The organism is Pantoea sp. GM_Pan_4 (assembly GCF_026541005.1).
Taxonomy (GTDB): domain Bacteria; phylum Pseudomonadota; class Gammaproteobacteria; order Enterobacterales; family Enterobacteriaceae; genus Pantoea; species Pantoea dispersa.
This window is the reverse complement of the sequence record NZ_JALNUZ010000002.1, coordinates 488,464-506,704: the sequence shown is the minus strand read 5'-3', so window position 1 is coordinate 506,704 and position 18,241 is coordinate 488,464. Positions and strand designations below refer to the sequence as shown.

General features: G+C 58.1%; 18 protein-coding genes. 11 read left to right on the top strand and 7 right to left on the bottom strand.

The window, feature by feature from the left end; genetic code table 11:
* Positions 1-37: 37 nt before the first annotated feature.
* Complete coding sequence (gene pdhR / locus OXR61_RS08375; protein ID WP_021507539.1) at positions 38-802, bottom strand: pyruvate dehydrogenase complex transcriptional repressor PdhR; 765 nt, start codon at positions 800-802, stop codon at positions 38-40.
* Positions 803-1,314: 512 nt separating this feature from the next.
* On the opposite strand from pdhR, the gene aroP reads away from it, so the two are divergent.
* The 3 genes from aroP (at position 1,315) to OXR61_RS08360 (ending at position 5,181) form a co-directional block, all read left to right on the top strand.
* Positions 1,315-2,670: an aromatic amino acid transporter AroP gene (gene aroP, locus OXR61_RS08370; RefSeq protein ID WP_021507540.1), complete on the top strand. Its 1,356-nt coding sequence runs from the start codon at positions 1,315-1,317 to the stop codon at positions 2,668-2,670.
* 154 nt (positions 2,671-2,824) lie between these two features.
* A complete protein-coding gene (locus tag OXR61_RS08365; protein ID WP_031279699.1) occupies positions 2,825-4,231 on the top strand; it encodes an MFS transporter in 1,407 nt (468 codons plus the stop codon).
* The gene (locus OXR61_RS08360; protein ID WP_267411714.1) at positions 4,228-5,181 is read left to right on the top strand and encodes a family 43 glycosylhydrolase; all 954 of its coding nucleotides are present in this window, start codon (positions 4,228-4,230) and stop codon (positions 5,179-5,181) included. Before OXR61_RS08365 ends, OXR61_RS08360 begins: the two co-directional genes overlap by 4 nt.
* On the opposite strand, the gene ampE is transcribed toward OXR61_RS08360, so the two are convergent.
* A complete protein-coding gene (gene ampE / locus OXR61_RS08355; RefSeq protein ID WP_031279700.1) occupies positions 5,163-6,017 on the bottom strand; it encodes a beta-lactamase regulator AmpE in 855 nt (284 codons plus the stop codon). The genes OXR61_RS08360 and ampE overlap by 19 nt on opposite strands.
* A gap of 16 nt (positions 6,018-6,033) precedes the next feature.
* Positions 6,034-6,585, bottom strand: coding sequence for a 1,6-anhydro-N-acetylmuramyl-L-alanine amidase AmpD (ampD, locus tag OXR61_RS08350; protein ID WP_010618114.1), 552 nt, complete (start codon positions 6,583-6,585; stop codon positions 6,034-6,036).
* A gap of 182 nt (positions 6,586-6,767) precedes the next feature.
* Between ampD and nadC the strand changes: the two genes are divergently transcribed.
* From nadC to hofC, 4 genes are all read left to right on the top strand, one after another.
* A complete protein-coding gene (gene nadC / locus OXR61_RS08345; protein ID WP_021507544.1) occupies positions 6,768-7,664 on the top strand; it encodes a carboxylating nicotinate-nucleotide diphosphorylase in 897 nt (298 codons plus the stop codon).
* Between the two features lie 176 nt (positions 7,665-7,840).
* Positions 7,841-8,290 carry a prepilin peptidase-dependent pilin gene (gene ppdD, locus OXR61_RS08340; RefSeq protein WP_021507545.1) on the top strand — a complete coding sequence of 150 codons (450 nt, stop codon included), beginning with the start codon at positions 7,841-7,843 and terminating at the stop codon, positions 8,288-8,290.
* Positions 8,283-9,671, top strand: a complete 1,389-nt coding sequence (gspE, locus tag OXR61_RS08335) for a type II secretion system protein GspE (RefSeq protein ID WP_021507546.1) — start codon at positions 8,283-8,285, stop codon at positions 9,669-9,671. Before ppdD ends, gspE begins: the two co-directional genes overlap by 8 nt.
* The gene (gene hofC / locus OXR61_RS08330) at positions 9,664-10,863 is read left to right on the top strand and encodes a protein transport protein HofC (protein ID WP_021507547.1); all 1,200 of its coding nucleotides are present in this window, start codon (positions 9,664-9,666) and stop codon (positions 10,861-10,863) included. Before gspE ends, hofC begins: the two co-directional genes overlap by 8 nt.
* 30 nt (positions 10,864-10,893) lie before the next feature.
* On the opposite strand, the gene OXR61_RS08325 is transcribed toward hofC, so the two are convergent.
* Positions 10,894-11,934, bottom strand: coding sequence for a GMP reductase (locus OXR61_RS08325; RefSeq protein ID WP_021507548.1), 1,041 nt, complete (start codon positions 11,932-11,934; stop codon positions 10,894-10,896).
* Between the two features lie 208 nt (positions 11,935-12,142).
* Between OXR61_RS08325 and coaE the strand changes: the two genes are divergently transcribed.
* The 3 genes from coaE to yacG are packed head-to-tail and all read left to right on the top strand — an operon-like array spanning position 12,143 to position 13,705.
* On the top strand, positions 12,143-12,751 hold the full coding sequence (gene coaE, locus OXR61_RS08320) for a dephospho-CoA kinase (protein WP_021507549.1): 609 nt from the start codon (positions 12,143-12,145) through the stop codon (positions 12,749-12,751).
* Positions 12,752-12,755: 4 nt separating this feature from the next.
* Positions 12,756-13,499, top strand: coding sequence for a cell division protein ZapD (gene zapD / locus OXR61_RS08315; RefSeq protein WP_031279701.1), 744 nt, complete (start codon positions 12,756-12,758; stop codon positions 13,497-13,499).
* Positions 13,500-13,507: 8 nt separating this feature from the next.
* A complete protein-coding gene (gene yacG / locus OXR61_RS08310; RefSeq protein ID WP_021507551.1) occupies positions 13,508-13,705 on the top strand; it encodes a DNA gyrase inhibitor YacG in 198 nt (65 codons plus the stop codon).
* A gap of 26 nt (positions 13,706-13,731) precedes the next feature.
* Here the strand turns inward: yacG and mutT are convergent, their stop codons facing one another.
* Positions 13,732-14,127, bottom strand: a complete 396-nt coding sequence (gene mutT, locus OXR61_RS08305; protein ID WP_010618124.1) for an 8-oxo-dGTP diphosphatase MutT — start codon at positions 14,125-14,127, stop codon at positions 13,732-13,734.
* Positions 14,128-14,313: 186 nt separating this feature from the next.
* On the opposite strand from mutT, the gene OXR61_RS08300 reads away from it, so the two are divergent.
* Positions 14,314-14,700: a transcriptional regulator gene (locus OXR61_RS08300; RefSeq protein ID WP_021507552.1), complete on the top strand. Its 387-nt coding sequence runs from the start codon at positions 14,314-14,316 to the stop codon at positions 14,698-14,700.
* A gap of 40 nt (positions 14,701-14,740) precedes the next feature.
* Here OXR61_RS08300 and secA read toward each other — a convergent pair whose 3' ends face one another.
* Together secA and secM are read right to left on the bottom strand one after the other, a co-directional pair.
* Positions 14,741-17,446 (bottom strand): preprotein translocase subunit SecA, encoded by a 2,706-nt coding sequence (gene secA / locus OXR61_RS08295; protein WP_021507553.1) that lies wholly within the window; start codon positions 17,444-17,446, stop codon positions 14,741-14,743.
* A 77-nt stretch (positions 17,447-17,523) separates the two neighbouring features.
* Positions 17,524-18,024, bottom strand: a complete 501-nt coding sequence (secM, locus tag OXR61_RS08290) for a secA translation cis-regulator SecM (protein ID WP_031279702.1) — start codon at positions 18,022-18,024, stop codon at positions 17,524-17,526.
* Between the last annotated feature and the right edge of the window lie 217 nt (positions 18,025-18,241).

The following is an 18,241-nucleotide window of genomic DNA, read 5'->3' as shown; positions in this document are numbered from 1 at the left end:
AGGCCCGTCGTTTATGTCGCACGTTCATTGCCGTGCGTTATTCCTTACGTTGCTGTAAACGACGCAGGGAGCGTTCACGACGGCTCTGCTCCCGACTTCTGTCCAGCAAGATTTCCTCAATGAACGCCAGGTGACGATGGGATGCCTCGCGTGCTTGTTCTGGCTCACGAGCCACAATCGCCTCAAAGATACTGGCGCGGTGACCGCTCACTTTCGCCAGCATTTCGCGGCGAGCGTAGAGCAATTCGAAATTCTGACGGACGTTCTGTTCCAGCATAGGGCCCATCGAACGCAGCAAATGCAGCAGCACCACATTATGGGCGGCTTCTGTGACAGCGATCTGATACTTCATGACCGCATCGGCCTCAGCATCTAAATCGCCGCTGTCCTGCGCCTGCTGGATGTTGACGTGACAGTCGCGAATACGCTGCAGGTCTTCATCGGTGCCGCGCAGCGCAGCGTAGTAGGCCGCAACGCCTTCCAGCGCATGGCGGGTTTCCAGCAGGTCAAACTGGGATTCAGGATGTTCAGCAAGCAGGCCGACCAGCGGGTCGCTCAGGCTTTGCCAGAGATTCTGCTGTACGAAGGTGCCACCACCCTGACGGCGCAGCAGCAGGCCTTTAGCTTCCAGACTCTGGATCGCTTCGCGCAGCGATGGACGTGAGACATCAAACTGTTTGGCCAGTTCACGCTCGGGAAGCAGTTTTTCACCCGGCTGGAGCGTCCCTTCCATAATCAGGGATTCCAGCTGCTGCTCGATTGCATCGGAGAGCTTGGGTTGGCGAATTTTACTGTAGGCCATCATCCCTTCTTATGAGCCAAACGTCCGGAGTAAATTGGTAATACCAATTGAAAAATGGTGCCCGTAAAGTAACAAAGTATTCACCTTGTGTCTATATGGCCCCCCGCACACTTTCACCGCAGACACCGGTTACCGTGCGCTAACTTACCGGGATCTGGCAGAAAAGCGTCTCAGCGCGGCAAATGTTAACAGATTTCACTTTTACCAAACCTTACACTGCATTAGCGCGCACCAGGCTGCGTAGCCATAAGCGAATGCTATTCGTGTTTAAGCCTTATTCATGGCAGAAATAGCGCAAGGGAAGCGCAGAGGATGCTGCTGCTTTTTCAGCCATCTCTCAGCACAAAAAGCAAAAGCAGGTGCAAAGCGGCGCGCTTATCACTATTCTGGTCGCCAGGGTAGCTCAGGCTTGCACACAGCCCGCCGGATACCGTAAAGAAAAGCGTACACAGATAGAACAGCCTTACAGTGCGCGCACTGCAGGTGCACAATAACAACATCATGAGGTTTGTATGGAACAACAGCATGGCGAAACGCTGCATCGCGGCCTGAAAAATCGCCATATTCAGCTGATTGCGCTGGGCGGTGCCGTCGGTACCGGTCTGTTTCTGGGCAGCGCATCAGTGATTAAATCGGCCGGTCCGGCCGTGATTCTCGGCTATGCCATCGCCGGTTTTATTGCCTTCCTGATCATGCGCCAGCTCGGCGAAATGGTGGTGGAAGAGCCGGTGGCCGGCAGCTTTAGCCACTTCGCCTATAAATACTGGGGCAACTTTGCCGGCTTTGCCTCCGGCTGGAACTACTGGGTGCTGTATGTGCTGGTGGCGATGGCTGAACTCACCGCTGTGGGCAAATATATTCAGTTCTGGTGGCCGGAATTCCCCACCTGGGCCACTGCGGCTATCTTCTTTGTGGTGATCAACGCCATCAACCTGACCAACGTTAAAGTGTTCGGTGAGATGGAGTTCTGGTTCGCGATTATCAAAGTGGTGGCGGTCATCGGCATGATCCTGTTTGGCGGCTGGCTGCTGTTTAGCGGCAACGGCGGCCCTCAGGCCAGCGTCAGCAACTTGTGGAACCAGGGCGGTTTCCTGCCGCACGGCGTCAGCGGGCTGGTGATGATGATGGCGATCATCATGTTCTCCTTCGGCGGCCTTGAACTGGTGGGTATCACCGCCGCAGAAGCCGACAATCCACAAGAGAGCATCCCTAAAGCCACCAACCAGGTGCTGTGGCGTATCCTGATTTTCTACATCGGCTCACTGGCGGTGCTGCTCTCGCTGCTGCCATGGACGCGCGTCACCGAAGAGACCAGCCCGTTTGTGCTGATCTTCCACGAACTGGGTGATGCGCTGGTGGCGAATGCGCTCAACGTGGTGATCCTGACCGCCGCGCTGTCGGTGTATAACAGCTGTGTTTACTGTAACAGCCGCATGCTGTTCGGCCTCGCGCAGCAGGGCAACGCGCCAAAAGCGCTGCTGAAAGTGGACCGTCGTGGTGTGCCGGTGGCGACCATTCTGGTCTCGGCGGTCGCCACTGCGCTGTGCGTGCTGATCAACTACCTGATGCCAGGTGAAGCCTTCGGCCTGCTGATGTCGCTGGTGGTCTCCGCGCTGGTCATCAACTGGGCGATGATCAGTCTCGCGCACCTGAAATTCCGTAAGAAGAAAGATCAGCAGGGCGTGACCACCCGTTTCAAAGCGGTGCTGTATCCGCTGGGTAACTGGATCTGCCTGCTGTTCCTGGCGGCCATTCTGGTGATCATGCTAATGACGCCGGGCATGGCGATTTCAGTGTGGCTGATTCCGGTGTGGCTGCTGGTGCTGGCCGTGGGTTATACCGTTAAAAATCGGGTACAGAAAGCCTGATGCTTCACCGGGCCCGGCACGCTGCTGCCGGGCCGATCCGCTTCACACTTTTCCCCGCCCGCGTATTTTGTCCATCATCCTGACCGATTGTTCCCCACCAGGTTACTGATTTAACGCTGATAATTTTTGCTCCACTTGTCGCAGGAGACGACTGATGAAAGGAGCAGCCCTCTCGTTCAGAGAAAAACTGGGATACGGCATGGGTGACGCCGGATGCAACATGATCGGCGGTGCCATCATGCTGTTCCTCAACTACTTCTACACCGACGTATTTGGCCTCGCCCCGGCGCTGGTCGGCACGCTGTTACTGTCAGTACGGGTGCTGGATGCGGTGACCGACCCGATAATGGGCGCAATTGCCGACCGCACACAGAGCCGCTGGGGACGCTTTCGCCCATGGCTGCTGTGGATATCGCTGCCCTACGTGCTGTTCAGCGTGCTGATGTTTACCACCCCGGACTGGAGCTACGACAACAAGGTGATCTGGGCATTTGTCACCTATTTCCTGATGTCGCTGACCTACACCGCCATCAATATTCCTTACTGCTCGCTGGGCGGCGTCATCACTAACGATCCCGGTGAACGCGTCTCCTGCCAGTCATACCGCTTTGTCATGGTGGGCATCGCCACGCTGATCCTCTCGCTGTCGCTGCTGCCGATGGCCGAGTGGTTTGGCGGCGACAACAAAGCGCGCGGCTATCAGCTGGCAATGAGCGTGCTGGCGCTGATTGGCCTGGTGATGTTTCTGTTCTGTTTTGCCACGGTGCGCGAGCGTATTCGCCCGGCGGTACCGAGCAACGATGATCTGAAGAAAGATTTGCGCGATGTATGGAAGAACGATCAGTGGGTGCGCATTCTGCTGCTGACGTTCTGTAATGTCTGTCCCGGTTTTATTCGCATGGCCGCCACCATGTATTACGTCACCTGGGTGATGGGCCAGTCGACGCACTTTGCGACGCTGTTTATCAGCCTGGGCGTCATCGGCATGATGCTGGGCAGCACACTGGCGAAAGTCCTCACCGACCGCTGGTGCAAGCTCAAGGTGTTTTTCTGGACCAACATTGCGCTGGCGCTGTTCTCCAGCGGCTTTTACTGGATCGATCCACACGCCACCGTCACCGTGGTGATCGCTTATTTCCTGCTGAACATCCTGCACCAAATTCCGTCGCCGCTGCACTGGTCGCTGATGGCTGATGTCGATGACTACGGCGAATGGAAAACCGGTAAACGCATCACCGGGATCAGCTTCTCCGGCAACCTGTTTTTCCTCAAGGTCGGACTGGCGGTAGCGGGTGCCATGGTCGGGTTTTTATTGTCGATGTATGGCTATGACGCAGCGGCGAAGCAGCAGTCTGCCAGCGCGCTTAACGGCATTGTGCTGCTGTTTACCCTGATCCCCGGCGTCGGCTATCTGATCACCGCCGGCGTGGTGCGCCTGCTGAAAGTGGACCGCGCGCTGATGCGCACCATCCAGCAGGATCTCGCCCTGCGTCGCGCCAACTTCCATGACCTGTCTGCCCCCGTTCGCCGCGCAACCTCACAACCAGGAGAAATTAAATGAGCTGGCCTAACCCGTTTATTACGCAACGTGCCGATCCGTTTATTTTGCGCCACGGTGATGGCTACTACTTTATCGCTTCGGTGCCCGAGTACGATCGGCTGGAGCTGCGCTATGCCAGCACGCTTAACGGCCTGATTACCGCCCCGGCCACAACCGTGTGGCGTAAACCGGACAGCGGTCCCTGCAGCGCCCTGATCTGGGCACCGGAACTGCACCTGATTAATGGCCAGTGGATGATTTACTTCGCCGTCGCGCCGTCCCGCGAAATCAAAGAGGGGCTGTTTCAGCACCGTATGTACGCGCTGGTATGTGATGATGCCGATCCGCTCAGCAGTCACTGGCAGCCGTGCCGCCGCGTGCAAACCCACCTCGATACCTTCGCCCTCGACGCCACCCACTTCGTGCATCAGGGTAAAAACTGGTATCTGTGGGCGCAAAAAGACCCGGCGATTCCCGGTAACTCCAACCTGTATCTGGCGGAATTACTGAATCCGTGGACGCTGAAAACCCAGCCGCTGATGCTCAGCCGGCCGGAGTATGAGTGGGAGTGTGCCGGCTTTAGCGTCAATGAGGGACCGGCGGTGATTCGCCATGGCGAGCGGCTGTTTGTCACCTACTCAGCCAGCGCCACGGATGAAAATTACTGCCTCGGCATACTGAGTATTGACGCGCAGGCCGATCCGCTCGACATCAGCGCATGGCACAAATCGGCGCGGCCGGTATTTGCCACCAGCTGGGATAATCACCAGTACGGTCCGGGGCATAACAGTTTTACCGTGGATGAAGCAGGACGGGACGTGCTGGTGTATCACGCACGGAATTACACCGAAATTGAGGGCGATCCGCTGTGGGATCCCAACCGCCATACGCGGCTTAAATATTTTGCCTGGCGCGAAGACGGCACACCGGATTTCGGCGTGCCGCCTGCCGATCACACTAACGTGCCGTAGATAGTCAGCAGCGCCACTACCACGACCAGCACCAGCGAAACGCGTTTGGCCAGCGCCACGGCAACCCGTGGCGTTTCCACTTTATCCAGATGCGGATCGCGCGCCAGCGAGAACTGCGCCAGGCTGGTCAGCACCTGATACTGTGGACGATGCACATCGCTGAGCGCAGCAAACCATGCCGGCAGCGCACGCTCGCCGTGGCCGAGCAGCGCATAAGCCACACCGGCCAGCCGCACCGGAATCCAGTCCAGCACGTGCAGAATGCGATCGATGCCGGACTGTGCGCGTTCCAGCGGTGAACGGTGTTTCGCCAGCCAGCTCTGCCAGGCACGCAGAAACGCATACCCCACCAGCAACACTGGCCCGTAAGGGCCACCCACGACAAACCAGAACAGCGGCGCAAGATAGAAGCGGAAGTTAATCCAGATCAGCGCGTTTTGCAGCGCCTGCAGAAATTCGCGCTCGCTACAGTCAACCGGCACGCCGTGAATCAGCGTCAGCTCTGCCGCCATCGCCTGATGGGCCGCTTCATCATCGTGGCTCGCCGCTTTAAGATACTGATGATAATGCAGCCGCACCGAGCCGGCACCAATGCACAGCAAACCGACCACAATCCAGAACAGCAGCTGCGCCACGCCAAACAGAATGCCCTTCAGGCTCCACACCACCAGCCAGACCAGCAGCATGGCGATCACGGTCATCAGCAGCGTACGCAGCAACGAGAAGCGCTGGCGACCGCGAAACAGCGGCTCAAGCCGATGATCCAGCTGCCAGTGTTCACCTAATTTAAAAAGGCGTTCCCAACCCAAAACTAACAACAAACTAAACAACGTCATACCTGCTCCTGCGGTGTCAGGGGTGCTCCTGCCCGATAGCCTGTTTATAGCGTATCCAGTCAAATGCCGGACCGGGATCGGTCTTGCGTTCCGGCGCAACATCGCTGTGACCGGTGATACGCTGCGGCGTCAGCGGATAATGCTGCATCAGCAGGCGGGTAACCTGCTGCAGCGTAGCGTACTGGGCATCGGTGTAGGGCAGCGTATCAGTGCCTTCCAGCTCTATACCCATGGAAAAATCGTTGCAGTTTTCCCGTCCGGCAAACTGCGAAATGCCGGCGTGCCAGGCGCGCTGGTCAAAGGAAACATACTGTACCAGCTCACCGTCACGGCGAATCAGACAGTGTGCTGCCACGCGTAACTGGGCGATATCCGCAAAATAGGGATGCGCATCAGCCGGTAGCGTACCGGTGAACAGCCGGTCAATCCACGGACCGCCAAATTCGCCCGGCGGCAGACTGATGTTATGAATGATCAGCAGCGACGGCGCTTCGTTATCCGGCCGCGCATTAAAGTGCGGCGACGGCACCTTGCGTGCGCTCGTGATCCAGCCGTGTTCCAGTTTCATGCCTGTTATCCTGAACAAAATCTGGCTGAGAATACCATGATTCCACCTCACTGCTTGTGACTTAATGCGCTATGGCATCAGCAAGTTAAGGATACTAAACATTTCACCTGGCGTGTCTGGCAATAGCTGCAAAATCAGGCTAAGGTGAGCGCACGTAATCCGCAGGGTGGAGCCGCAAAATCATGGTGTCGCGTCGTTATAATCCCGAACATCGTCGTCAGGAACTGCTTAAACGTATTCAGCTGGATATCCCGGAAACCGTGGCACGTGCGCTCCAGGAGGATTTAGGTGGTGACGTTGACGCTGACCGCGACATCACCGCCCAGCTGTTGCCGCAGGCGGCGCAGGCTGAAGCGCGCGTTATCACCCGCGAAGCCGGTGTTTTCTGTGGTAAACGCTGGGTGGAAGAGGTGTTTATCCAGCTGGGCAATAACGTTTCCATTACCTGGCACGTCGAAGACGGCCAACCGCTGGTGGCCGATCAGCTGCTGTTTGAATTACAGGGACCGGCACGGTTGCTGCTGACCGCAGAACGCACCGCGTTAAACTTTGTGCAGACGCTCTCCGGCGTAGCGACAGCCGTGAACCGCTATGTGGCGCTCTTATCTGGCAGCAATACCCAGCTGCTGGATACGCGCAAAACCCTGCCTGGCCTGCGCACCGCGCTCAAGTATGCGGTGCTGTGCGGCGGCGGGCAGAATCATCGCCTGGGCCTGTCCGACGCTTTCCTGATTAAAGAAAACCACATCATTGCCAGCGGTTCGGTCAGTAAAGCGGTGGAGAAAGCCCTGTGGCTGCACCCGGATGTGCCGGTCGAGGTGGAAGTGGAAAGTCTCAGCGAACTGCAACTGGCGCTGGCGGCCGGTGCCGACATCATCATGCTGGATAACTTCACTCTGGCGATGATGCAGCAGGCGGTTACGCTGACGGCGAAGCGCGCGCTGCTGGAGGTGTCCGGCAACGTGACGGAGACGACGCTGCCGCAGATTGCCGCCACCGGAGTGGATTATGTCTCGGTGGGCGCGCTGACTAAGCACGTGCAGGCGCTGGATCTGTCGATGCGTTTTCGCGAAGTCTGACGTAAGGCCATGCCGCCGGCGCTGGCGGCAAATTGCGAGCCGGCTTCCATCATCATGTGGCTTCGCCTGTAACGCGCTACATTGTCTGCGCGCCCCTTTCCGGGATTGAAACGCGCCCCCTTCCGCTTTTCCCCGCCCTTTCTTACCGTTGCGGCTCCACAACAAGGAGCCTCATTATGGATAAACAACGCGGTTTTACCCTGATCGAGCTGATGATTGTCATCGGTATCGTCGCCATCCTCAGCGCCATTGGCCTGCCCGCTTACCAAAATTATCTGCAACGTGCCGCGCTGACCGACATGCTGCAAACCATGGTGCCCTATAAGACTGCCGTGGAGCTGTGCGCCATTGAGCGCGGCGGACCGGCGCAGTGTCAGGCCGGCGAGCGCGGTATTCCCGCCGCCAAAGGCTCACGCTATGTGGCGAACCTGAGCGTGGTCAATGGTGCCATTACGCTGACCGGCCAGGAGAGCCTGACGGGGTTAACCGTTGCAATGTTGCCGATATGGAATGCGGCGGAAGGCGCACTCAGCTGGCAACGCAGCTGCACCAGCGACAACGCCAGCCTGCGCGACAGCTGCCTCGAACAGTTCCGCTTTGCCGACAAGGAAGAAAACAATGGATAAGCCGGATAGCACCCTGCAGGCACTGTGTGCCCGCTATCAGGCCGTGATACTGCACCATGACGCCACGCACTTGCGCGTGGCGGTCGCGGACGCGCCAGACCCGCTGTTGTTAGAGGCGCTGCAGTTTGCCAGCCAGTGCGCAGTCGAGGTCGAGTGCTGGCCCGCCGCACGGCTGGAACAGCTGCTGCATCAGCCAGAAAGCAGTGCGGCACCGCGCGAACAGGCCAGCGCCGAGTCCGCCATTCACGCGGTGGATCAGATTCTGCGCCAGGCCATACAGCGACGCGCCTCCGATGTGCACTTTGAACCGCAGCGTCACGGGCTGCGCGTGCGGCTGCGGATTGACGGCGTGCTGCATCCGCTGCCGCAGTTACCGGATGCCCCACCCGCCGCCGTGCTGGCACGCTTGAAAATCCTCGGCGGTCTGGATATCGCGGAGCGTCGGCTGCCGCAGGATGGCCAGTTCAGTCTGGAGGTGGATGACAAACCGGCGGCGTTCCGCCTGTCGACCCTGCCGGTCAGCCAGGGTGAAAAAGCAGTGGTACGCCTGCTGCAAAGCGAAAACAGCGCCATTGCGCTCGATAAGCTGGGCATGCCAGTACCACAGCTGCGCCTGCTGAAAAACGCGCTGGCCAAACCGCAGGGGCTGATTCTGGTCACCGGGCCAACCGGCAGCGGCAAAACCTTTACGCTGTACAGCAGCCTGAGCGCCCTCAACGTGCCGGAGAAAAACGTCTGCAGCGTGGAGGACCCGCTGGAAATTCCGCTACAGGGGATTAACCAGACACAGGTACAGCCACGGAGCGGTCTCGATTTTAACCGCGTATTGCGCGCGCTGCTGCGGCAGGATCCGGACGTCATTATGATCGGCGAAATCCGTGATGCTGAAACCGCCAGCATCGCCGTAAAAGCGGCGCAGACCGGACACCTGGTGCTCTCAACCTTGCACACCAACTCGACGGCCGAAACCCTGACCCGCTTACGGCAGATGGACATTCCCGGCTATCTGCTTGGCCCGGCGTTACAGCTGGTGGTGGCGCAGCGGCTGGTGCGCCGTTTGTGCGTGCACTGCCGTCAGCCGGGCCAGGCGATTGCCCATCTGCCGGGCGACATGTGGCCCGGCACGCTGCAAACCTGGCGTGCCCCCGGCTGCGATCACTGCTTCTCTGGTTATTACGGCCGCCTGGCGCTGTTTGAAATCCTGCCGATGAGCAGCAGATTGCAGAACGCCATCTCGGCTGATATGCCGCTGGAGCACCTGCTGACGCTGGCCGCGGAGCAGGGAATGAAAACGCTGCTGACCGCCGGGCTGGAGGCGGTGAGCCGCGGCGACACCTCTTTCGAGGAGATGCAGCGCGTGGTGGGCCTTGGCAATGGCTAATCGCTACCAGTTTCACTGGCAGGCACTGGACAGCATGGGCCTGCTGCAGGAGGGCGAGTCGCTGCAGCCCACGCAGGATGCCCTGCTCGGCCAGCTGGGCGATCGCGGCATGCTGGTGGTGAGCTGGCAGCGCGGGAAATGCTGGCGCGCGCGCGACTGGAAGTGGCAGCAGAAAATTGACCTGATGCGCCAGCTGGCGACGTTGCTGAAAGCCGGGCTGCCGCTGGCGGAGAGTCTGACATTGCTGGCCAGCGGCCATCCCCATGCAGGCTGGCGCGTGCTGCTGAGCCTTCTGCAACAGCGGGTCATGGCCGGAGAGCCGTTTTCTCAGGCGCTGCGCGCCTGGCCGGATATCTTCCCGCCGCTGTTTCCGGCACTGATGCAGGTGGGTGAGCTGACCGGGCAACTGGACGAGTGCTGCCGCCAGCTGGCACTACAGCAGAGCAGGCAACAGTTTCTGCGCCAGAAGGTAGTGAAAGCGTTGCGCTATCCGCTGTTCATCCTACTGGTGGCGCTGGCGGTCAGCGCCGGGATGCTGCTGTTTGTACTGCCGGAATTTGTTGCGGTGTACGCCAGTTTTGACGCACCGCTGCCGGCCTTTACCGCCGGCGTGATGGCGCTGTCGGCGCTGTTGCAGCAGGCGGCGCTGCCGCTGCTGTTGTGCGGTGTGGCGTCCGGGTGGCTGGCGCGTCTGACCTACCGACGATCCGTTGCGTGGCAAAAGCGCTGCCAGCAGTGGCTGCTGCGGCTTCCGCTGCTGGCCCCGTTGTGGCGCGGCGGTCAGCTCAGCCAGATATATGCGATTCTGCAACTGACGCAGCAGGCCGGACTGACGCTGCTGCAAAGCCTGCAGGCGGTGGAAGTGACGCTGGCCGCGCGACTGTGGCGCGATGCCATCGTGGCATTACAGCAGCATATTGCCGCTGGCGCACCGCTGCATCAGGCGCTACAGGGACATCCGCTGTTTACGCCGCTGTGCGCTCAGCTGATCCGCGTCGGTGAAGAGGCCGGTGCGCTGGATGTGATGCTGGCGCGGCTGGCGGAGTGGCACGAAGCGCAAACGCTGACGCGCGCAGACAGCCTCGCCGCTTCGCTGGAGCCATTAATGATGGTGGTGATTGGCGGCATTGTCGGCACGCTGGTGATTGCCATGTATCTGCCGGTATTTGGTCTGGGAGACGCCATACGTTAAACGGGCGCACGCGGCGCCCGTTGCGGCACATCAGCGGTTAAAGACGCGGTTTTCCTGCTCTGCCACACGAATAAAGGTGGTGCGTTTGGTCAGCTCTTTCAGGCGCTCTGCGCCGACGTAAGTACAGGCCGAACGCAGCCCGCCGAGGATATCCTTCACCGTCTCCGCGACCGGCCCACGCAGCGGCAGACGAACGGTTTTACCTTCTGCGGCGCGGTAGCCCGCCACACCGCCTACATGACGTTTCATCGCGGATTCGGAGCTCATGCCGTAGAACAGCATGAACTGCTCGCCCTGCTCTTCAACAAGAGTGCCTTCGCACTCATCGTGTGCCGCCAGCATGCCGCCGAGCATCACGAAGTCAGCGCCGCCGCCGAACGCCTTGGCGATATCGCCCGGCACGGCGCAACCGCCGTCACTGACAATCTGCCCACCGAGGCCGTGCGCCGCATCAGCACACTCAATCACCGCAGAGAGTTGCGGATAGCCAACGCCGGTTTTGACGCGCGTGGTGCAGACCGATCCCGGGCCGATTCCCACCTTCACAATGTCGGCACCGGACAGAATCAGCTCTTCGACCATTTCACCGGTCACCACATTCCCGGCACAAATGGTTTTCCCCGGGAAGCTTTCCCGCGCGCGCTGCAGGAAGGCAACAAAGTGCTCGGAGTAGCCGTTTGCCACATCAATACAGATAAAATTGAGCTGGGGCGACAGCGCGAGGATCGCGCTTAACTTTGTGAAATCTGCTTCTGAGGTCCCGGTGGAGACCATCACGTGGCTGAGCACTGTAGCCGGTACGCGCTGGATAAAGGTCTGCCACGCTTCAACACTGTAGTGCTTGTGAACGGCGGTCAGCACGTTAAAGCCTGCCAGCGCTTCGGCCATGGTAAAGGTGCCGACGGTATCCATGTTGGCGGCAATCACCGGAACGCCGGACCAGGCGAGGCCTGAATGTTTGAAGGTGAACGTGCGTTCCAGCTCAACCTCGGAACGGCTTTTCAGCGTGGAGCGTTTCGGGCGGATCAATACATCTTTAAAGCCCAGTTTTACATCTTCTTCGATACGCATAGCAGAGTGTCCTGGTTAGTGACGACGAACCGCAGTTCGGGTAGCGCTCACGGCTCCAGTGTCGTTATCATACGCGCCATTCGTTCCGCGACAAGACTGCGAATTTCACTTTATTTAAGCTACAATCCGTTAAATTTAGCTGAGAAAACCGATTGTGATCGGGCTCTCATCACGCTGCGGCAGATGAGAAAAATGTTGAGAGAACGCTATGCCTTTTACCGTTGCACTGACCGGCGGCATTGGTAGTGGTAAAAGCACCATTGCTGATGCTTTTGCCGCGCTGAACGTCGACATCATAGATGCCGATGTGATTGCCCGCGAGGTGGTTGAACCGGGCACACCTGCGCTCAGTGCGATTGTGAAACGCCACGGAGAATCGATTCTGACCGCAGAAGGCACGCTTTATCGCGCGCGTTTGCGGGAAATTATTTTCCAGCAGCCGCAAGAGAAAAACTGGCTCAATCAACTGTTGCATCCGCTGATTAACGCCCGTACCCAGCAGCTGAAGGCGCAGGCAGCTTCGCCTTACGTCATGTGGGTAGTGCCGCTGCTGGTAGAAAATGGTCTGCAGCATCAGGCTGACCGGGTATTAGTCGTGGATGTCGATGAGGCCACGCAGCTGCAGCGCACCCGCCAGCGTGATGGTATCTCTCTCAGCCAGGCGCAACGGATTCTTGCCGCGCAGGCCAGCCGTCAGCAGCGTTTAGCCTGCGCGGATGACATCATTGATAACAGCGGCACGCCGGAACAGGCTTTGCCGCGCGTTGCTGAACTTCACCAGCGCTATTTACGCCTGGCAGCAACCGGACGGGATTAATATCATGAGCACAGTGGTTCTGTTTGAACACCCATTGAATGAGAAAATGCGCACCTGGCTGCGCGTGGAGTTTTTGATTAACCAGCTGGACGAAACGCTGCCGGTCAACAGCTCGGTTGCCGCACTGGGTGTATTTCGTATTATTGGCGACTTGCTGGATATCTTCGAACGCGGCGATATGCGCACCGAGCTGTTAAAAGAGCTGGAGCGTCAGCAGCAAAAACTGCGTGCCTGGCTGGATGTGCCGGGTGTCGATGAACACACCGTCAGCCAGCTGCGCGAACAGCTAAAGCAGCAGTCCAGCGAGCTGATGGCCGCGCCGCGCATGGGTCAGCAGCTGCGCGAAGACCGGCTGATTGCCTCCGTACGTCAGCGCCTGAGCATTCCCGGCGGCTGCTGCAGTTTTGATCTGCCGGGTTTACACATCTGGCTGCACCAGCCACAGGCGCTGCGCGATACCCTGGTGAATAGCTGGCTGGCCTCGCTCGATCCGCTGCGCAACAGCCTGACGATGATCCTCAACCTGATTCGTCAGTCAGGCGTGTTTCGCCATCAGACCAGCCTCAACGGCTTTTATCAGGATAACGCCGAAGGGTCCGACCTGCTGCGCCTGCAGCTGACGCTGGAAGATGCGCTCTATCCGCAGGTCTCTGGTCATAAAAGCCGCTATGCCATCCGCTTTTTACCGCTCGATAGCGAACGCGGCGAAGTACCGGCGCGACTGAATTTTGAATTAGCCTGTTGTTAGAGGATGTTATGCAGGAAGAGATGATTACCGTACCTTGCCCCAACTGCGGTAAAGCCGTGATGTGGGATGAACTCAGCCCGTGGCGCCCGTTTTGCAGCAAACGCTGTCAGTTGATCGATCTGGGTGAGTGGGCCGCTGAAGAGAAACGCATTCCCAGCAGCGGAGACATGACGGAGAGTGACGACTGGAGTGAAGAGCAGTCGTGATCGGCAGGGGCACGCGGCCCCTGAGTTTAAATCTCGCCCGCCACTAAGCGGGCAATCAGGGCGTGGTTGGCAGGTGGAAATTCATCAGCCACTAAATCACGCTGCTCGACCCAACGCTGCGGCTGACCTTCGCGTCCCCACGGCTCACCCTGCCAGCCCTCCACCAGGAAAAAATGCAGCGTAACACGCAGGTCATCGTAACTGTGGTCGGCCTGACCAATCGCTTTCGCCGCCGTCACTTCAATACCGGTTTCTTCCATTAGCTCACGTTTTAACGCCTGTTCTGCGCTTTCGTGCTGTTCAATTTTTCCGCCCGGGAACTCCCATTTGTTGGCCATGTGGGAGCTTGCTGCGCGCTGGGCAAGAAAGATCTGACGACTGGCATTGCGAATGATGCCCACCGCCACCTGCAGGTGTTTCATAAGCTGGATTCCGCTTGTAGTGAGTGAGCGCTGATTTTAAAGCAGACGCCGGACGATGTTAACTGCTGTCGGCTTCACCGCGATCCTGTCGCACAGATTCCAGTTATTAAGACAGGTCGTAATGATCGCACGGCGCCATGTTGGGAATACTCGCAGCCACTTTACTCTAAGCCAGGCCGACTACACATGGAACGCAAACTAACAACGTTTCTGGCGCAAGATGCACAGAAACAGATGAATACCTTACGCCATTTGGTTTTTCACGACATCCTGACGCTCGACAGCGCGCAAAACACTTTAACCTGGTGGCCAGAACAGAAGACCATCCCGCTTAATGAAGCGCAGAAGCGCTTCTTCTCCTGCCTGCTGCTGCGCATCACCTCGAAACGGCAGATCATCGCCACAGTATGGAATGAGAGCTATCCGGGGATCAGCGATAACAACTATCACCAGCTGCTGTTTCAGAGCCGGGCGTTGCTGAAACGCTATGGTTTGCCGGATGGGCTGCTGGTTACGCTGCCCTACCATGGCGTGCGGCTGAATGAGGAGAAGCTGATGGCGATTACCCGCTAATCAGCCAAAGAAAAAGGAGCCCGCGGGCTCCTTTTTGTTATCAGGCCAGACGACCGTGACACTGTTTGTATTTTTTACCTGAGCCGCATGGGCACGGATCGTTACGTCCCACTTTTCGCTCACCGCCCTGTGCCGCCAGTGCAGCGGCCGCTGCGGTGTCGTCATCGACGTGACTGAGCTGCTGCTGCTGTGCCAGGCGCTCTGCTTCTTCACGACGCTGCTGCTCCATCGCTTCCACTTCTTCCGGCATCCGCACCTGCACTTTGCTCAGGGTGCTGATCACTTCGTACTTCAGCGACTCCAGCATCGCGGCAAACATGGCGAAAGATTCACGTTTGTACTCCTGCTTCGGATCCTTCTGCGCATAGCCACGCAGATGGATACCCTGACGCAGATAGTCCATCGCCGCCAGATGCTCTTTCCACAGCGAGTCGAGCGTTTGCAGCATCACGCCTTTTTCGAAGTTGCGCATCATTTCTGCGCCGACCACTTCTTCTTTCGCCGCATAGTTTTCGCTGGCGCGGCTCATGATGCGCTCACGCAGCGTCTCTTCATGCAGATCCGGCTCTTTATCCAGCCACTCAGCAATCGGCAGATCCAGATCGAAATCATTGCGCAGACGCTCTTCCAGCCCCGGAACATCCCACATCTCTTCCAGCGACTGCGGCGGAATGTAAGTGTCGATAGTGGCTTTGAACACATCTTCGCGGATGCTGTTGATGGTATCCGAAACGTCAGAGACATCCAGCAGTTCGTTACGCTGGCTGTAAATGGCGCGGCGCTGATCGTTAGCGACGTCATCGTATTCCAGCAGCTGTTTACGGATATCGAAGTTGCGGCTTTCCACTTTGCGCTGCGCATTAGCAATTGCTTTGGTTACCCACGGATGCTCAATCGCTTCACCCGGCTTCATACCCAGCTTACGCATCATGTTGGACACACGATCGGAGGCAAAAATACGCATCAGCGCATCTTCCATCGACAGATAGAAGCGCGAAGAACCGGCGTCACCCTGACGGCCCGCACGGCCGCGCAGCTGGTTATCGATACGGCGTGATTCGTGGCGTTCGGTACCGATAATGTGCAGACCGCCTGCCGCCAGCACCGCATCATGGCGCAGTTTCCACGCCGCCTTGATGACTTCAATCTGCTCTTCCGTCGGGTTTTCCAGCGCGGCCACTTCCGCCTGCCAGCTACCGCCGAGCATGATGTCCGTACCACGACCGGCCATGTTGGTCGCGATGGTTACCGCGGCTGGCTGACCTGCCTGCGCCACGATATCCGCTTCGCTGGCGTGGAATTTGGCGTTCAGTACGCTGTGCTTGATACCCGCGCGCGTCAGCTCCTGGGATACCACTTCCGATTTTTCAATCGAGATGGTGCCCACCAGTACCGGCTGCCCGTTAGCCGTACAGGTACGAATATCTTCAATAATGGCGTCAATCTTCTCTTTCTCGGTCATGTAGACCAGATCGGCCATATCTTTACGCACCATCGGACGGTTGGTCGGCACCACGATGGTATCGAGCTTGTAGATGGAGCTGAATTCAAACGCTTCAGTATCAGCGGTACCGGTCATACCGGCCAGTTTCTCGTAGATACGGAAGTAGTTCTGGAAGGTGATGGAAGCCAGCGTCTGGTTTTCATTCTGGATCTCCACACCCTCTTTGGCTTCGACCGCCTGGTGCAGGCCATCAGACCAGCGACGTCCCTGCATGGTACGACCGGTGTGTTCATCAACGATGATCACCTCGCCATCCTTCACGATGTAGTCAACGTCGCGGGTGAACAGTGCATGGGCGCGCAGTGCTGCCGTCACGTGGTGCATCAGCATGATGTTGGTCGGCGAGTAGAGTGATTCGCCCTCATCCATGATGCTCTGACTGACCAGCAGCTCTTCCACTTTCACCAGACCGCGCTCGGTCATGTGCGCCTGACGGGCTTTTTCATCCACCCAGAAGTCACCTTCGCCCTGGAAGTTATCCGAGTCTTCTTTTTCCTGGCGCACCAGGTGCGGGATGATTTTGTTGACCTTGATGTAGAGATCGGAGCTGTCTTCGGCCGGACCCGAGATAATCAGCGGCGTACGCGCTTCATCGATCAGGATCGAGTCCACCTCATCCACCAGCGCATAGTGCAGTTTACGCTGTACGCGCTCTTCCGGACTGAAGGCCATGTTATCGCGCAGATAATCGAAGCCGTATTCGTTGTTGGTGCCGTAGGTGATATCGGCTGCATAGGCAGCGCGCTTAGCCACCGCCGGCATGCCCGGCAGGTTAATACCGACTGTCAGACCGAGGAACTCAAACAGCGGACGGTTGTTTTCGGCGTCACGCTGCGCCAGATAGTCGTTGACGGTCACAACGTGCACGCCCTTGCCGCTCAGCGCGTTCAGGTAGGCTGGCAGCGTCGCAGTCAGGGTTTTACCCTCACCGGTGCGCATCTCCGCGATGCAGCGTTCGTTGAGCACCATGCCGCCGATCAGCTGCACATCAAAGTGGCGCATGCCAAACACGCGCTTACTGGCTTCACGCACGGTGGCGAAGGCTTCGGGAATCAGGCTCTCCAGCGTTTCACCTTTTTTCAGGCGCTCGCGGAATTGATCGGTTTTCGCTTTCAGTTCGTCGTCAGACAGTTTGACGAACTCCGGCTCCATCTTGTTGATGACATCGACCACTTTACGCATGCGGCGCAGAGTACGATCATTGCTGCTACCAAAAACTTTCGTTAACAATTTGATTAACATAATAAATTTATCTCAATTCAGCCGTGACAATACGGGCTGCAAAAGCAAAAAACAGAAAAAGGAAAATAACGTTAGCGTTAAGCAATGAAAGGTCCGGCGCGGATGCCATGAATAGCAGCCTGCCAGTCAGCAGAAGAGTGAACGTTGGGCGAAACATGATGCGCTCGCGACGGCGGTGCCATCGCGGCTAAAGGTTGCGCGGGTGAAGTCAGCAGCGCCTGCAGCGAGTCAATCAGCGCCAGCTTTTGCGCCGCCAGCGGCAATGCATGCTCCGCTTCCGCGGTCGCGGGCGGCGTCATGCTGAATGAGAGATGGCGAATAACGGTGCGGATGGCGTGCTGATGCCAGTAGTCAACGTTGAAACTGGGACGGCGCGCGCTTTCCTGCAGGCGAATCAGGTGATCAAACCGCACCACCTTGCCGGTAAACAGGCTGCTGACCGGCGAATCGCTGCTGGTGGGTTCTGCGCTTTGTGCACAGGCAGGCAGGCCGAGACTGGCCGCCACCATTCCCAACAGGAGATGAGGCCAGAAATAGCGTCTGCCGAGTTGTCGCCAGCGTGAGAAAATCCCGATCACCTTTCGTCCATCATGCCAGTCATTAAGCGCTAAGCCAGAGTTGCGTTACGCACCCTGCTTACATGAGCGCCAGATAATAGCACTTATGTGGGGCTTCGACATCAGGGATTAAAGGGCTTACGGCGGATTTCACGTTTTTTTGCGCAGGGTTTGGTCGCTGGCAACAGGGTTTTGCGAGCGGGATTACAGCTTAGCGGCGGGCAATAAAAAACGGCGG

Excerpts from the sequence above, each read along its gene's own strand:
- OXR61_RS08325 (WP_021507548.1), bottom strand. The coding sequence starts at position 11,934 with ATGCGTATCGAAGAAGATGTAAAACTGGGCTTTAAAGATGTATTGATC.
- aroP (WP_021507540.1), top strand. The coding sequence starts at position 1,315 with ATGGAACAACAGCATGGCGAAACGCTGCATCGCGGCCTGAAAAATCGC.
- OXR61_RS08300 (WP_021507552.1), top strand. The coding sequence starts at position 14,314 with ATGGAACGCAAACTAACAACGTTTCTGGCGCAAGATGCACAGAAACAG.
- nadC (WP_021507544.1), top strand. The coding sequence starts at position 6,768 with ATGGTGTCGCGTCGTTATAATCCCGAACATCGTCGTCAGGAACTGCTT.
- yacG (WP_021507551.1), top strand. The coding sequence starts at position 13,508 with ATGCAGGAAGAGATGATTACCGTACCTTGCCCCAACTGCGGTAAAGCC.
- zapD (WP_031279701.1), top strand. The coding sequence starts at position 12,756 with ATGAGCACAGTGGTTCTGTTTGAACACCCATTGAATGAGAAAATGCGC.
- coaE (WP_021507549.1), top strand. The coding sequence starts at position 12,143 with ATGCCTTTTACCGTTGCACTGACCGGCGGCATTGGTAGTGGTAAAAGC.
- mutT (WP_010618124.1), bottom strand. The coding sequence starts at position 14,127 with ATGAAACACCTGCAGGTGGCGGTGGGCATCATTCGCAATGCCAGTCGT.
- hofC (WP_021507547.1), top strand. The coding sequence starts at position 9,664 with ATGGCTAATCGCTACCAGTTTCACTGGCAGGCACTGGACAGCATGGGC.
- OXR61_RS08360 (WP_267411714.1), top strand. The coding sequence starts at position 4,228 with ATGAGCTGGCCTAACCCGTTTATTACGCAACGTGCCGATCCGTTTATT.
- OXR61_RS08365 (WP_031279699.1), top strand. The coding sequence starts at position 2,825 with ATGAAAGGAGCAGCCCTCTCGTTCAGAGAAAAACTGGGATACGGCATG.
- secA (WP_021507553.1), bottom strand. The coding sequence starts at position 17,446 with ATGTTAATCAAATTGTTAACGAAAGTTTTTGGTAGCAGCAATGATCGT.
- ampE (WP_031279700.1), bottom strand. The coding sequence starts at position 6,017 with ATGACGTTGTTTAGTTTGTTGTTAGTTTTGGGTTGGGAACGCCTTTTT.
- gspE (WP_021507546.1), top strand. The coding sequence starts at position 8,283 with ATGGATAAGCCGGATAGCACCCTGCAGGCACTGTGTGCCCGCTATCAG.
- pdhR (WP_021507539.1), bottom strand. The coding sequence starts at position 802 with ATGGCCTACAGTAAAATTCGCCAACCCAAGCTCTCCGATGCAATCGAG.
- ppdD (WP_021507545.1), top strand. The coding sequence starts at position 7,841 with ATGGATAAACAACGCGGTTTTACCCTGATCGAGCTGATGATTGTCATC.
- ampD (WP_010618114.1), bottom strand. The coding sequence starts at position 6,585 with ATGAAACTGGAACACGGCTGGATCACGAGCGCACGCAAGGTGCCGTCG.